Origin of the sequence: Vibrio sp. CyArs1, assembly GCF_022432925.1 — a bacterium.
In the GTDB taxonomy this organism is placed as follows: domain Bacteria; phylum Pseudomonadota; class Gammaproteobacteria; order Enterobacterales; family Vibrionaceae; genus Vibrio; species Vibrio mediterranei.
The window spans coordinates 106,842-121,279 of sequence record NZ_JAKRBO010000007.1 but is presented as its reverse complement, the minus strand read 5'-3'; the positions used below and the strand labels follow the sequence as shown (position 1 = coordinate 121,279).

The window sequence follows — 14,438 nt, the reverse complement described above, 5'->3', positions numbered from 1 at the left end:
ATTTCCTGTGATTTTATCTTGTTACACGTTGCTGTGTAGCATAAAAGTTCTCGGAATGTATTAAAGTTGTTAACGGAAACGTTAGAATCTGAAACTGATGCCAAAGTTAGTTTGAAACTGATTCATCCATTTGGTTTTAAAACCGATAAGACAGCTTTGATCTTCTGTCGGCAAGTTACAAATAGATATAGTTTCGTTGCTCACCGCAGTTCCTTGCCAACGGATTTGCCCGTTTAAAGCGAGGTTCTTGGTTAGATGGTACTCCATTCCACCAAATATACTTGCCGCAAATCCAGTGTGTGACTTAGCCCACTCCCCAGAAGTATGAGAGGCACCAAGCCCTGCTCCGATATATGTAGAGGTTTGGTCGTTAACTCGATACTCGGCGCTACTTTGAAACTGGAGGTATTGAATTCGAGAGTCCAAGTTTAAGGTATCTAATGAAGAGTCTTGCTGAGAGTAAAAGACACCCATTCGTCCATTGCGGAACGGAAACTCAATTGCTAATGCTGCATTTGCCGATGGAGAAATATCATAACTCTCACCATTACCGTTTTCGGCAGCACCTCCCATCGAGTAGCCAATAAATGGTGTCACAATGACATTGGCACAACTGGAAAAGCTTAAGAGTGTTGTGGCAAGGGGGAGCAGTAAGAACCTGTATGTCATTTTTGCATTCCTATAAATAAGAACTGATTGGCTACAATTCATGTCTGGGATGTACTAGTTTTAATTATAGTGTGACATTAACGTCATAAATTTGAAGTGGTTACCTGTATATTGTAATTGTATGTCACAATAGTAATTAAAATGTTACAACTGGAGGTGTTATGGAATACGATCTTAAACTAGCTCTGACGATCACGACGGTTGCGTTCAGCACCATTGTTGCGTTTGGACTTATCGCGATCCTAACTGCATAAGATTTATATGGCGAATCTTGGGTTAATTACCAATACCCGAACCGTCATAGATGATGCTCAGTTACAAAAATATATTGGCGGTAAAACGGCGTTAGTTGCACAGGGAGGAGGCCAGCGAGGTATCTTCACATCTGGTGTGCTAGACGCCTTTTTGCTGTCTAATTTTGACCCATTTGATGAGTTTTATGGGACTTCAGCTGGCGCTTTAAACATTTGCGCCTACCTTTCTAGACAAGCCGGCCTAGGCAAATCTTTTATTCTCGACCTTACCACCGATCCACAGTTTTTTAATCTGTTTAGTTTTATTCGTCGCAAACAGTATCTCAACTTAGAATGGGCGCTCGACAGAATTTGTGAGTATCCGTATAAGCTAGATATCGACATGGGGCGAAGGGTCATTGGTCAGCGAAGAGCATTCGCAGCGGTCACCGATGTTTCGACTCTCAAAGATCACTATTTCCCAATGTTGCAAGATAATTGGTATCAAGTGCTGATGGCCACAAGTGCGATTCCCAATTTATTTGAGGGTTCGGTAACATTGAATCAACAAGCATTCATCGATGGAGGGGTGTCTGCGTCAATACCCGTTCAAGAAGCATGGCGACAAGAGAACCGTACGATCGTCGTAATTCGAACAGAAGAGTGTGGAGGTGAAGATACTCCAGTGGTGGATGATCAACCTGTTGCCACCGAACCACCAACTTGGTTCAGGGAGTCACTTAACGGCTTACAGCTACAGTGGCAAGAAAAAATACAAAGTTGGTCTAATGATTGGAATGGCTTCTTTGATAACCAAATATTAAAAGCTCAGGAAAGTAAGCATGCACAACATCTCAACCTAATTAACGGTGGTCGATGGCTGTTCGGCGCTGCAGATATTTACCGTCTCAGTCATTTATTCGGAGAAAAGTTTGATTCTGGGTTAGCCGATATGCTCATGGTGCATTACCAAACATATGCGTTAACTCAAGAGTTCTTGAAAACCCCTCCTGATGACTGCTTCGTACTACAAATTGCTCCAGAAGTTGCTTTAAAAACCGCTTCTTTAATGAGTGATCCTGAGGATATTCTACATGACTATCAACTTGGGCTCGATGCTGGATTCCGTTTTGTCGAGCGTTATAATCTTGCAAGTATCACTCAAGTAAACGCTTCAGAAACGTCTGACCTTTGGCTGCCATCTCAAACAGGTTAGTTATTGTTCGTCGTGAAAAAAGCGCTGATATTGTTAACAGCTCTTTAATCATCTATTGATTGTTTTTTATACGTCAGATTTTATTGATGCCTTTGCCAATCAATGTCGTATGGTGATTTGAGCCCCAAAGATTCATCTATATGCGTGATATTTGTCACGGCAATCCATTAAACTACTTCACAATTACTTCGCAAAGTAAAAAAATTAATAGGTTGTTGTTTTTTGGAGTGCAAAATGTACATGGCTCAACCCGGGCACATTGATCATATCAAGCAGATCAATGCTGGTCGTGTGTATAAACTGATAGACCAATTTGGGCCTATTTCGCGAATCGATTTATCAAAACTCAGTAGTTTGGCTCCGGCTAGTATTACTAAAATCACTCGTGAACTTATTGATGCACACCTAATACACGAAACCACCGTTCAGGAGGCGACCAGTCGAGGTCGTCCAGCTGTTGGATTGCAAACCAACAATCAAGGTTGGCAGTTCCTTTCCATGCGGTTGGGGCGAGGCTACCTATCTATCGCGTTGCACGAGCTTGGCGGCGACGTTCTTATCGATACCAAAATAGAAATTCATGAAGTGGATCAGGAAGATGTACTTGCGAGACTGCTTTATGAAATTGATGACTTCTTTGAAAGTTACAATGAGCAACTTGATCGTGTCACCAGTATTGCTTTGACGTTGCCCGGTTTGGTGAATTCCGATCAAGGCATTGTGTTGCAAATGCCTCATTACAATGTAAAGAACTTAAACATTGGCGAGGAAATTTTTAAAGCAACAGGATTGCCTGTTTTCGTAGCGAATGATACCCGTGCGTGGGCATTAGCGGAAAATCTCTTTGGGCATTCTCAAGATTGTGATAACTCAGTGTTAATCTCAATTCACCACGGGCTAGGTGCCGGAATCATATTAGATGGTCGTGTATTACAAGGTCGTCACGGTAATATTGGTGAGTTAGGGCATATCCAGATCGATCGCAACGGCGCACCTTGTCACTGTGGCAACAGAGGCTGCCTTGAAACTGTTGCTAGTTCACAAGCTATCAGGGACGAAGTCTCTAAGAGATTAGCGAAAGGCGAAGCGTCGGTTCTTTCTGAATGCGAAGACATTACAGTCGAAGCTATTTGTGAAGCGGCGGCGAATGGTGACGCTCTAGCGATTGGGGTGATAGAGAAATTAGGCGAACATTTAGGTTCTGCTATTGCTATTGTCATCAACCTCTTCAATCCTGAAAAGGTATTGATTGGTGGTGTTATCAACCAAGCGAAATCGATTTTATATCCCGCCATTGAGCGTTGTATCGCAGAGCAAAGCCTCCCTGTTTATACTCAAGATCTACAACTTGTCGAGTCTCGTTTTTATAAACAAGCAACAATGCCGGGCGCCGCTTTGGTGAAACAAGCGTTATATGATGGCTTGCTTCTGATGAAAGTGATTGAAGGATAAGGCTTTTCACCATTTTTGTAGACGGTCATACTTTTCTATACAAAGTCAGTAAACTTCTTGTGCTTCCTGCCGATTACATGAGATAAGAGTTTTAGTTCGTGTTATGCCAAGGAAGCCTCATGTCGAGCGTTTTAAGTTCAGTAGATCAGCGTACCCAGTTAGTGGGAGAAAATAGATTAGAGCTGTTAATGTTTACGCTTAACAGCCGTCAAACGTTCGCTATCAACGTATTCAAAGTAAAGGAAGTGCTAAAGCTTCCTGCCTTAACTCAGCTTCCTGGCTCTCATTCCAGTATTCGCGGAGTGGCTTCTCTGCGTGGCGAGTCCGTTCCGGTGATTGATTTACGTCGTGCTATCGGCTTTCCGCCAGCAAAAGACGGTGGCGACCAAAACCTGATTATTACAGAGTACAATCGTTCCGTTCAGGGCTTTTTAGTTGGTGAAGTGAAGAATATCGTTAATACTGCTTGGACAGAGATTCAACCCCCGCCTCGTACAGTAGGTCGTGCAAACTACCTTACGGCGATCACCAAGGTTGAAGAAAATCAGCAAGTCAATCTAGTTGAAATCATCGATGTTGAAAAAGTACTAGCAGAGATCATCGACTATGATGTGTCGATTTCTGAACATACCCTTGATCGCAGCTTATTGCCTCACTTGTCAGGTAAAAAAATCCTTATCGTTGATGATTCTTCCACGGCTCGTAATCAAGTGAAAGGTACATTGGATCAGCTTGGCGTCGAGATCATAGAGTGCTTTGATGGTGCGATGGCTTTCAACCTTCTCAAGCAGTGGTGTGATGAGGGCATTGATGTATGTAATGAATTATTGATGATGATTACAGACGCAGAAATGCCCGAAATGGACGGCTACAAGCTGACGCATGAAGTTAGAAGTGATCCTAGAATGCGAGATCTGTTTATTACTTTAAATACCTCGCTTAGTGGTAGCTTTAATGATGCGATGGTAGAGAAAGTCGGCTGTGACCGTTTTATTTCTAAGTTTCAACCTGATTTACTAGTTGAAGTTGTGCAAGATCGTATGCGAGAGACATTGTAATTGTTTTGCATCGCAAAATAATTTACGCCGTACGTTAAAAATGAGCTATAATTTGGTTGTATTATGGTTAAAGACCATAAGAGTCATAAATACAGTTTAACTACCAGCTAAAGGTTGTTCCATCAGAATGATTTGGTTAACTTCTAAGGTCTTGATGACGTTAAGTTTACTCATTTTCAAGGAATGGAAAAAAAGACGTACGGAAGCGGCAGTCGAAGCGGATCTATGATTCAATATGATTTAAAACGGGAGCAATAGCTCCCGTTTTTTCGTTCTATGTTTGCAATCAGTGGAACTCTCTTGACTGCACCTTAAGATCAGAAAGTTGCTCGGTCATATCGATCAAGCGTCCAGCTATTACGTGGATGACTTGCCCCTCACGTTCTAAAATCCCTTTCACCTTAAGGATTTTAGCGGTGAGGTACTGTTTTTTCTGAGCTCTTGCGGTGGCTTGCCAAACAACAACATTAATATTGCCGGTATCATCTTCGAGTGTAAAAAAGGTCACGCCTGCTGCGGTGCCTGGTGACTGTTTTCCAGTGACAGTACCCACTACGGTGACCAAAGATTTGTGTGGCTTCAGAGTAAGATCCTGCATACGAGTAAAGTGTCCTAACTTGCCAGCTTGGTCCAAGAGGGTGATGGGGTGTTGATTGAGGGACACGTTCATTGCAGAGAAATCCTCTAACATATCTTCAATTGGCGATGGCTGATGGGGGAGTGACGAATCATCACTCTTCTCCCCTTTAAACAAGGGTAAATCCTGTAAATTATCCATCATCGCCCATCGTGTAGCGTAACGATGCCCTGATATGGCTTTCAGGGCATTAGCTGAAGCGAGTATTTCCAACTCACGACGATTCAGGCCAAGCTGTTTAATTTGCGTGGCTGTCGTGAAGCCCTCGCGAGGCCTATGTTGTAGCAGGCGTTGCATACTCGATTCACTGAGCCCGTTAACTTGTCTAAAGCCAAGTTGTAGTACTAAGCCTTGTGGTGTCGATCTTAAATAGTGATGGTATTGCGAGTAATTGACGCACACCGGGGCAATAGAAACATGATGTCGTTTAGCGTCTTGGAGCAGTTGTGATGAGCTGTAAAAGCCCATAGGCAGACTATTGAGTAACGCGGTATAAAAAGCATCTGGGTAATAGTGTTTAAGCCAAGCGCTGCAATAAGCAAGCACAGCAAAAGAGGCTGAGTGACTTTCCGGAAAGCCATACTCACCGAATCCACATATTTGCTCAAATAGTCGCTCGGCAAATTCGGTCTCATAGCCTTTGGCCTGCATACCTTGAATCAATTTAGAGCGAAACTTAAATAAATCGCCATTTTTCTTCCAAGCTGCCATGGCTCTGCGTAGTTGATCCGCTTCACCGCCAGTGAACCCTGCTGCAACCATCGCAAGCTTGATGACCTGTTCTTGAAAAATAGGCACCCCTAGAGTGCGAGAAAGGACAGATTCGACTTCTTTGGAAGGGTAAGAAATGGTTTCTTCTCCGTTTCTACGCTTCAGAAAGGGATGAACCATATCCCCTTGTATCGGCCCGGGCCTCACAATGGCAATTTGAATGACCAAATCGTAATACGTAGCGGGCTTTAAACGTGGCAACATGCTCATTTGTGCTCGTGATTCGATTTGGAATACACCAATAGTGTCGGCGCGTTGAATCATGGCATACACATTAGGATCATCTTGTCGGCGAGTGATGTCTGCAATGGTCAGTGTTCGACCGTAGTGTTTATTGATCAGCTGAAAACATTTGCGGATTGCGGTTAGCATTCCCAAGGCAAGGACATCGACTTTGAGTAGACCAAGGCTCTCAAGGTCATCCTTATCCCATTGAATGACAGTACGTTCAGCCATGGCGGCATTTTCTACTGGAACCAATTCATAAAGTGGCCCTGATGAAATGACAAATCCACCCACATGTTGCGAGAGGTGCCGTGGAAAACCTGTGATCTCATTGACGAGCTCAATGAACTGCTGACCTTTCAGTGAATCAGGCTTCAGCCCTAGCTCGATAAGTTGAGCTTGCCAACCTTGTGAGCGATCACGGCGGTTGATGTTCTTGATGAAATAATCGAGTTGAGTGTCGCTAACCCCTAAGGCTTTACCTACATCACGCACAGCACTTTTAAAACGATAAGAGATCACGGTTGCTGCAAGGGCAGCACGCTCTCGTCCATACTTTTGATAGATGTACTGTATTACCTCCTCGCGGCGCTCATGTTCAAAATCAACGTCGATATCGGGCGGCTCATTACGTTCTTTACTAATGAAACGCTCAAACAGGACCGAGATTTGTCTCGGATCAACAGCGGTTATTTCTAAGCAGTAACAGACGATAGAGTTCGCCGCTGAACCTCGTCCTTGGTAAAGAATGCCTTGTTGTTTGGCAAACATGACGATGTCATGAATAGTGAGAAAGAAAAACGGATAATCCAGTTCCTCAATCAAGGCTAATTCTTTATTAATAGTTTGCTCTACATGTGAAGGCAGTCCTTCGGGGAATCGCTGTGCTTTACCACGCTCGACTAACTCTCTGAGATACCCCATTGGTGTTTTGCCGTTAGGGATAAGCTCACTAGGATATTCGTAACGAAGTTTGCTGAGCTTAAACTCACATAAGCTTGCAATATATACACTCTCGTTTAACCACTCAGAGCGATACAGTTTCTCCAATTTAGTTTTGGGTCTTAAGCTTCGCTCGGTATTAACCAGTAAGTGACTGCATACTTTTTCGATAGAGGTATTGAGTTTTATCGCGGTTAATGTGTGTTGCAGCGGAAGCCGAGTTGCGGTGTGCATCAAAACGCCACCACAAGCGGTAATGGGGAGCTGAAAATCAACAGACAGTGTCTCGCAATGTTGTATATAGCGATGTTCATTGGAAGTTAGGTGACGTTGTAAGCCAATCCAAAGACGCTGGTGGTGATACTGTACCAACCAGCGACCCCATCTCACATCAGACTCTCTGCCTGTCGGTAGCCATAGAATAAGACAATGACGTAATGACATGATGTCCCATTCTGATAGTTGGTAATCGCCTTTCTCGCAGCGCCGTCTAGCATTCGTTATAATACGGCAGAGTTCAGCGTAGGCTTCCCGTGTTGGACTAAGCAAAATGAACTGACACTCATCATTGAGCCAAAACATGCTACCGACGATTTGTTTTAGCGATAGACCATGCTGCTTAATGGCGGTATGAGCCCGCACTACACCTGCGACGGAGCATTCATCCGTAATAGCAATAGCGGAATACTGTAAGAACTCTGCTTGCAATACTAGCTCTTCAGCATGAGAAGCACCGGTTAAAAACGAAAAGTTGCTTTGGCAAAATAATTCGGCGTATTTCATATCTGTTTTACTTTTCCGGACTAACTGAATAACCCATGAATAAACCACTGTTTATCTTCGGTTCGAAACAACCACAACCATTGTCCTTGTTCGTTACGAGCAACGTAGTAATCACGCTTAATGTCATTACCATCCCACCAACCGCTGATGATTCTCTCTGGCCCTAAAATGACAGAAACACGCTGCTCTAATAAAACTGGCTTAGGGTAGAGCAAGCTAGGGCGGAGCTTTTTGAGTAAGTAGGTATTTACCTCGGCTTTATCATTGGCTGTTGGCGTCATAGGTTGGGTGGCAAATTCAGGTCTTGGATCGTCAGTGAGCTTGAGGGATGTGACCGCTTGTAAGCCAAGCTTGGCTTGTAAGGTCGATATGAGCTCAAGGCTAGTTTGACTTCCTTTCACACCATCAAAGAGATCGTGTTCATTCACCTGAGTTTCTTCAGCTCGAACGATAGAAAGCGTTAAGCCATTTACGGGACCATCAAGCTGGATACTCTCCAAAGTTAACCTAGAAAGTGCTTGCCATTTCGTGGCCAGGTAATCGCCTTGAGCGGAATGAAAAGTCACAGGCTTATCGCCATGATCTCGTTGATGTAACGTGAGCTGTAATTCAAACGCGACCTTGTCACGAAGCTTCAAAAATACCTCTAATTGCTTGAATAACCGCGTCAATGGTTTTTGCAGCCAGTCGATATTTTCAATATCAAACAGCAACTCCAGATATTGGCTAAAGTGCTCTGCAGGGTGGTAAAACTCCACAGGATGCTTAAATTGGCCAGTCAGTCTTCCTACATAGTTGACGAGGTCGATATCAAAACGTTTTGCTACTTCAGGTAAAGGTAGTACTAGTAAATCGTCGATGGTCTGAATGCCGACTCGTTGTAGTTTCTCTACTTGTTTATTAGGTAGCTCAGTACATGTTAAGGGGTAGCTCAGGATGGCTTGTTTCAGATGAGTGAGCTGTGGCTCAATCCAGTTTTTACCTTGCTTCGCCATTAACATCGCACTGAAAGGTGACTGGCCTGTAGAGTAAAACGTTTGAACCTCAAGATGGCTAAGGTGTGCGTATAGAGTCGACCAATAATTGTCGATGCCATCATAGAGTGAAAGCATATTAGTTACTTTGATTAACAATCCATTAGGCGGAAATAGGCAAATATCAGAGGTGATCATATACAACCATTGAGCGATATCATTCAACCGGTTAGCTTCCATTTCTGGGTCGTATGGGTGTACTTGAAGATCCTGGCAAAGTGCGGCTGCACTACCAAGCCCCATTCCTAATTTAACACCTTGTTCCAGGGCATACTGGTTGGCTTGAATGACTTCATGGCGGCGACCATCGACGATAGCAACAGCGACATCAGCATCATGGTGGCTGTCTTTATTATAAAATAGAGTGTCGAGTTGCAGAGTCGGGAAATGCAAATATAACCACAGTAACATCGTTGTTCCACTTATCCTTGTTGCTGCATTGGGAAAGGAATCACGGTAGAAGTATGAGGTTTTGTAGAAAGTGTTAACTCAGGCCAATAAGTGCTCATATCAATAACAAAACTGTCTCGAACAAAGCCGCCTTTACGTTTAGTGATAGAGATGGAAAGCCCTGTTTCATGAGGAGTCAAATTCAAACTCAAGGAGACGGGTAGTGAGAATACTTGTGATGTGCTTCCGGATAAGGCTGGCTTAAATAAGAACTGTAAGCAGTGTCCGACTTCACTAGCTACTTGTAAGCGCTTTGCTTGATGGATTTCGAGCCCATCTTGCCATAAACAGACACCACAACATGCGCCACTCTTTAAGCATTGCTCTGCTGCCCAGAGTGCGTGTTTCCCTGACTCAGGGTAAATCAGCAAGATCTTGGCAGGATCAATTCCTTGAGCGTATAGGTATTCCGCACATAGATAACCAGGCGGGTTGATGAACACCAGAAGTCGTTCTGTTGTTTGTGCTTGTGCGTAGGGCATTAATAGTCTCAGTTCACCGATACCAAGGGGTGATTGAATATCAATAACACCAGAAATTGGGAAGCCTCCACCTAAACGACGATCTAATTCAGCAAACCCTGTTGAATGACACTCACTGAAAGACTCGGCTCTTGCGCCTTTCCAAATCAATTGTTTACTTTGTAATTCGCTAATCAATTCATGCATAATAAATACCTGTATATATATACAGTATATAATAATTCTTAACGGCTGCAAGCCTTGTATTATCAGGAGGTACACGAATATTAGGAGACAGTTAACATAAACAAAGCGTTAGCCGAATTTAGTGGTAACAAAAAACACGAAAAAAGCAGTGTTCAGACTAGAGCAAATATTTTAATCTCAAAGGAAGATTGCACCATCGTCGGTTCGGATAGGAGAAGTGGTCGTGTTCAAACAAAATGAAAAATACTCGTTGATTGTACAAGGAGGCGGCCAAAAAGGGGCGTTTGCTGCAGGTGTACTTGATAAATTTATCGATGTGAATTTTGACCCATTCTCACTCTATATTGGCACATCGGCAGGGGCATTGAATGTCTCTTCTTTTGTCACTAAGCAACGTGGTCTAGGGCTAGATTTCATTATGAATTACACCACCCGAGACCGATTTTTCGACTTCAATAAGTTCTTACAAAAACAGCAGCCAATGGATTTGGACTGGGCGTTTGAGTTTGTAAACAGTGGTGAGTTTCCTTTGGATCTTGCTAAGGGTGAGCAGTACCTTGGTGAAGATAGAATCGCACTCGCTTGTATTACCGATGTTGAAGAGCTTAAAGATTACTACTATCCGATTTTTGCGGAGAATTGGTTTGATGTACTAAGAGCGACCTGTGCCATTCCAATGCTCTATTATCATGACATTGAATTTGATGGCAAAAAATGGGTCGATGGTGGTGTCTCTGCGACTATCCCAGTAGAAGAGTCTTACCGTCGAGGGATAAACAACATGGTGGTCATCAGTACCATTCCGCAGCCGAAACAGCAACATGCGGTGACTGCGTCAGTAAAAGATTCACTAGATAAGTGGAAGAAAGAACTTGAAGCAGGGTTGGATACTCACATTAACCACTTAAAAATCTCTGGCACTAAGGAAAAGTTGTCAGAATTCCATAAGAACTTTTCTGAGAAGTTAGAGAGCATTAAAGCGGATTATCAACGCTTAACAGGACCACGCTTGGAATCATACCGAGAGCAGAACAAACTCAAAGCGGCCGATAAACTTAAGTTATCTAATTGGATCCAAGACAAAGAAAAGCTTAGCCGACTGATCGACATTCAAAACAAGCGTGTACCTTTCAGTCGCAGCGGTACAAGTCATTTGGATATGTTGGTGTCTCACTATGCTAATCATGCGGAAGTGGAGCAGTTTCTGTTATCACCACCGGAGGATGTAAACCTATGGCACATTCAACCGAAACATGAATTATCGTCAAAAGGGTTGCTGAGCCAGAAAGACCAAATAATGGAAGATTATGAGCACGGTTTTGCAATGGCAGGGGAGTTTCTGTCTGAGCATCATAATGTGAGTCGTTGATGCAAATGGTGAATACCCGTCATTCTTAGATCTACTGAGAATGACGGATTCATGGAAAAATACTAGCTAACCACTCGCTTTGGCTGAGCGTCAATGCACTGACCATTAACGTCGGTGACACTAGGGTCCATCAGGTGTAGATACAATGGCATAATATCTTTCGGTGTTTTGAGCGTATTGGCGTCTTCTCCTGGATACGCTTTTTCACGCATACGAGTACGTGTAGCACCTGGGTTGATGGCATTGACTCTGATTTCAGTATCACTAAGTTCATCCGCTAAAATTTGCATCATGCCTTCTGTTGCAAACTTAGAAATCGCATAAGTGCCCCAGAAAGCACGACCTGAATGGCCAACGGTAGAGGAAGTGAAGATTACTCGTCCTGCCTCTGCTTTTTTCAGTGCAGGCAGCAAGGCTTGCGTCATCAGAAACTCAGACTTGACGTTAATTTTCATCACGTCGTCGAAGGTCTCTTCGTCAATTTGATCGAAAGGGCTTAATGTGCCCAAGACGCTGGCGTTGTGGAGAATGCCATCGAGTTTTCCAAATTGTCCTTCAATCGTTTCCGCCATATCGATGTAATTCTGCTTAGTTGCACCCTTTAGATCTAACGGGATGATAGCGGGTTGTGGGTAGCCTGCATTCTCAATTTCGTCGTAGAGGTACTCTAAATTCTTAACATTACGACCCAATAAAATGACTGTTGCGCCATGTTCGGCATAACTTAAAGCAGCTTGGCGACCAATGCCGGCACCAGCGCCTGTGACTAGAATAACTTTACCTTTTAGCGCCTCAGGAGCGGTTGAATATTCCACTGAACACTTCCTTAGTTTTGAATAATTCTTGGTAATCGTGACAAGATGGTTACAATACACTAATTCGTCGTACAGGGGATTAACACATTGGAATTTTTATTAGACTACGGATTATTTTTAGCCAAGATCGTGACTGTTGTCGTAGCGATTGTCGCGTTGTTGGTTATTGCTAAGTCAGTTGGTGGACGCTCTGGTGGCGCAAAAGGCGAACTTGAAATCACTAACTTAACTGAACAACGTAAACAAACAGTAGAGCAATTAGAACACCACTTACACGATGACGCGTTCATCAAAGCTCGTGATAAAGCAGAAAAGAAAGCGGAAAAAGAGAAAACCAAGCAGCGCGAGAAAGAGATTAAAAAAGCGTCAAAAGATGGTGAGCTTGATAGCAAACGCGAACCACACCTATTCGTTCTCGACTTTAATGGCAGCATTGATGCGAAAGAAGTGGCATCGCTACGTGAAGAAGTGAGCGCGATTCTGGCTGTAGCGCGTGATGGCGACGAAGTACTAGTACGCCTTGAATCCGGTGGCGGTATGGTTCATGCGTATGGTTTGGCATCTTCACAGCTTGACCGTATTAAAGCGGCGAAATTACCTTTGACTATCGCTGTAGACAAGGTCGCGGCAAGTGGTGGCTATATGATGGCGTGTATTGCTGACAAGATTGTCTCAGCGCCATTTGCTGTTGTTGGTTCTATTGGCGTGATTGCACAATTGCCGAACTTCAATAAGTTATTGAAGAAAAATGATATCGAATTTGAACAGCTTACAGCGGGTGAGTACAAGCGCACGCTGACAATGTTTGGCGAAAACACGGATAAAGCTCGTGACAAGTTCAAACAAGAACTAGAAGAAACGCACGGTCTGTTTAAAGACTTTATTCGCGAACATCGTCCGGCTCTCGACTTGGATAAAGTTGCGACGGGTGAGCACTGGTTTGGTACTCAAGCCAAAGAGCTAGGGCTGGTGGATGAAATTAAAGCATCGGATGATATTGTTATCGAAGCGTGTAAGGACAAAACCGTGTTGTCTATCCACTATGTTCAAAAGAAGAAGATCACCGATAAACTGGCAGGTGTAGCAGGCGAGGCTGCCGATAACGTGCTACTAAAACTGATTAGTCGCGGCCAAAAACCAATAGTATAAATACATTAAATGAATAGAGCGCCAACAAGGTTATTTGTTGGCGCTTTTTTATGTTTGAAGGTAAAGAAAATGGCATCTTGAGGCTATTGGGTATATAATTCTGCGCCGTAAAATTAAGAACAAAAATGAGTTGGACCTTCAAAGTCGAGCTTATGAAAAAACAACGTGGAGTAAAACATGTCCTCAAACACACCAGTGATTACTGTGGATGGACCAAGTGGTGCTGGCAAAGGCACACTGTGTATGTTGCTAGCTGAGAAATTAGGCTATCACTTACTGGATTCTGGGGCGATTTACCGCGTTTTAGCGTTAGCTGCAATTCATCATGGCGTGGATCTTGAGTCTGAAGACGCGCTAGTCCCATTGGCGATGCACCTAGATGTGCAGTTTGTCGCTGAAGGAGAACTGGTTAAAGTGATCCTTGAAGGTGAAGATGTGTCAGGTGAACTTCGTAAAGAAGAAACTGGCAATGCGGCATCAAAAATCGCAGCGCTGCCTCGCGTAAGAGAGGCTCTGCTACGTCGTCAGAGAGCATTTAATGTCGAGCCTGGTTTGGTGGCCGATGGTCGTGATATGGGAACTGTTGTTTTCCCTGAAGCACCAGTAAAAATCTTTCTAGATGCAAGTGCAGAAGAAAGAGCGCAAAGGCGTTTTAAGCAGTTGCAACTAAAGGGTTTAGATGTTAGATTTGACGACCTTTTGAGCGAGATCGAAGAACGAGACTATCGAGATCGTAACCGTGCGGTTGCACCTCTTCGTCCTGCAGATGACGCTCTAGTGCTAGATTCAACTTCGCTAAACATCGAGCAGGTGTTGGAAAAAGCGCTACAATATATCGAATCTAAACTCACGAAGTAGCCTCTATCAGGCATAGACTTGGTGAGCTTTGAGCCGTTGGTCGCAAGGATGATGACCGACTAAATTATCAACCCCATGCGGTAGGATGCCCATGGACGTTTACTTATTG

At 43.7% G+C, this 14,438-nt stretch carries 12 protein-coding genes; 7 read left to right on the top strand and 5 right to left on the bottom strand.

Annotated features, from left to right (window positions below; all coding sequences use genetic code 11):
• Window positions 1-81 precede the first annotated feature (81 nt).
• A complete protein-coding gene (locus MMA19_RS19805; RefSeq protein ID WP_198557556.1) occupies window positions 82-669 on the bottom strand; it encodes an outer membrane beta-barrel protein in 588 nt (195 codons plus the stop codon).
• Window positions 670-830: 161 nt separating this feature from the next.
• Here MMA19_RS19805 and MMA19_RS19800 point away from each other — a divergent pair, with 161 nt between their 5' ends.
• The 4 genes from MMA19_RS19800 (at window position 831) to MMA19_RS19785 (ending at window position 4,628) form a co-directional block, all read left to right on the top strand.
• Entirely contained in the window at window positions 831-923 is a 93-nt protein-coding gene (locus MMA19_RS19800) for a YnhF family membrane protein (protein WP_096441502.1), read from the top strand.
• A gap of 7 nt (window positions 924-930) precedes the next feature.
• Window positions 931-2,118, top strand: a complete 1,188-nt coding sequence (locus tag MMA19_RS19795) for a patatin-like phospholipase family protein (RefSeq protein ID WP_062460370.1) — start codon at window positions 931-933, stop codon at window positions 2,116-2,118.
• 234 nt (window positions 2,119-2,352) lie between these two features.
• Window positions 2,353-3,570 carry an ROK family protein gene (locus tag MMA19_RS19790; RefSeq protein ID WP_006075076.1) on the top strand — a complete coding sequence of 406 codons (1,218 nt, stop codon included), beginning with the start codon at window positions 2,353-2,355 and terminating at the stop codon, window positions 3,568-3,570.
• A 119-nt stretch (window positions 3,571-3,689) separates the two neighbouring features.
• Complete coding sequence (locus tag MMA19_RS19785; RefSeq protein WP_062460368.1) at window positions 3,690-4,628, top strand: chemotaxis protein CheV; 939 nt, start codon at window positions 3,690-3,692, stop codon at window positions 4,626-4,628.
• A 286-nt stretch (window positions 4,629-4,914) separates the two neighbouring features.
• Here the strand turns inward: MMA19_RS19785 and MMA19_RS19780 are convergent, their stop codons facing one another.
• Genes MMA19_RS19780 through imuA form a run of 3 tightly spaced genes read right to left on the bottom strand, consistent with a single transcriptional unit; the run spans window position 4,915 to window position 10,138 of the window.
• Complete coding sequence (locus tag MMA19_RS19780; protein ID WP_240207031.1) at window positions 4,915-7,986, bottom strand: error-prone DNA polymerase; 3,072 nt, start codon at window positions 7,984-7,986, stop codon at window positions 4,915-4,917.
• 20 nt (window positions 7,987-8,006) lie between these two features.
• Entirely contained in the window at window positions 8,007-9,431 is a 1,425-nt protein-coding gene (locus tag MMA19_RS19775) for a DNA polymerase Y family protein (protein ID WP_062460364.1), read from the bottom strand.
• Between the two features lie 11 nt (window positions 9,432-9,442).
• Window positions 9,443-10,138, bottom strand: a complete 696-nt coding sequence (imuA, locus tag MMA19_RS19770) for a translesion DNA synthesis-associated protein ImuA (protein WP_240207030.1) — start codon at window positions 10,136-10,138, stop codon at window positions 9,443-9,445.
• A gap of 223 nt (window positions 10,139-10,361) precedes the next feature.
• Here imuA and MMA19_RS19765 point away from each other — a divergent pair, with 223 nt between their 5' ends.
• Window positions 10,362-11,507 (top strand): patatin-like phospholipase family protein, encoded by a 1,146-nt coding sequence (locus MMA19_RS19765; protein WP_006075071.1) that lies wholly within the window; start codon window positions 10,362-10,364, stop codon window positions 11,505-11,507.
• Between the two features lie 62 nt (window positions 11,508-11,569).
• Here MMA19_RS19765 and MMA19_RS19760 read toward each other — a convergent pair whose 3' ends face one another.
• Complete coding sequence (locus MMA19_RS19760; protein ID WP_006075070.1) at window positions 11,570-12,322, bottom strand: YciK family oxidoreductase; 753 nt, start codon at window positions 12,320-12,322, stop codon at window positions 11,570-11,572.
• An 87-nt stretch (window positions 12,323-12,409) separates the two neighbouring features.
• On the opposite strand from MMA19_RS19760, the gene sohB reads away from it, so the two are divergent.
• Together sohB and cmk are read left to right on the top strand one after the other, a co-directional pair.
• The gene (gene sohB / locus MMA19_RS19755) at window positions 12,410-13,471 is read left to right on the top strand and encodes a protease SohB (protein ID WP_038230006.1); all 1,062 of its coding nucleotides are present in this window, start codon (window positions 12,410-12,412) and stop codon (window positions 13,469-13,471) included.
• A 177-nt stretch (window positions 13,472-13,648) separates the two neighbouring features.
• Window positions 13,649-14,329, top strand: a complete 681-nt coding sequence (gene cmk, locus MMA19_RS19750) for a (d)CMP kinase (protein WP_031496510.1) — start codon at window positions 13,649-13,651, stop codon at window positions 14,327-14,329.
• Window positions 14,330-14,438 lie beyond the last annotated feature (109 nt).

What these genes read in the sequence shown, in the direction of transcription:
- MMA19_RS19790 (WP_006075076.1), top strand. Translation starts at nt 2,353, where the DNA reads ATGTACATGGCTCAACCCGGGCACATTGATCATATCAAGCAGATCAAT.
- imuA (WP_240207030.1), bottom strand. Translation starts at nt 10,138, where the DNA reads ATGCATGAATTGATTAGCGAATTACAAAGTAAACAATTGATTTGGAAA.
- MMA19_RS19800 (WP_096441502.1), top strand. Translation starts at nt 831, where the DNA reads ATGGAATACGATCTTAAACTAGCTCTGACGATCACGACGGTTGCGTTC.
- MMA19_RS19775 (WP_062460364.1), bottom strand. Translation starts at nt 9,431, where the DNA reads ATGTTACTGTGGTTATATTTGCATTTCCCGACTCTGCAACTCGACACT.
- MMA19_RS19780 (WP_240207031.1), bottom strand. Translation starts at nt 7,986, where the DNA reads ATGAAATACGCCGAATTATTTTGCCAAAGCAACTTTTCGTTTTTAACC.
- cmk (WP_031496510.1), top strand. Translation starts at nt 13,649, where the DNA reads ATGTCCTCAAACACACCAGTGATTACTGTGGATGGACCAAGTGGTGCT.
- MMA19_RS19785 (WP_062460368.1), top strand. Translation starts at nt 3,690, where the DNA reads ATGTCGAGCGTTTTAAGTTCAGTAGATCAGCGTACCCAGTTAGTGGGA.
- MMA19_RS19795 (WP_062460370.1), top strand. Translation starts at nt 931, where the DNA reads ATGGCGAATCTTGGGTTAATTACCAATACCCGAACCGTCATAGATGAT.
- MMA19_RS19805 (WP_198557556.1), bottom strand. Translation starts at nt 669, where the DNA reads ATGACATACAGGTTCTTACTGCTCCCCCTTGCCACAACACTCTTAAGC.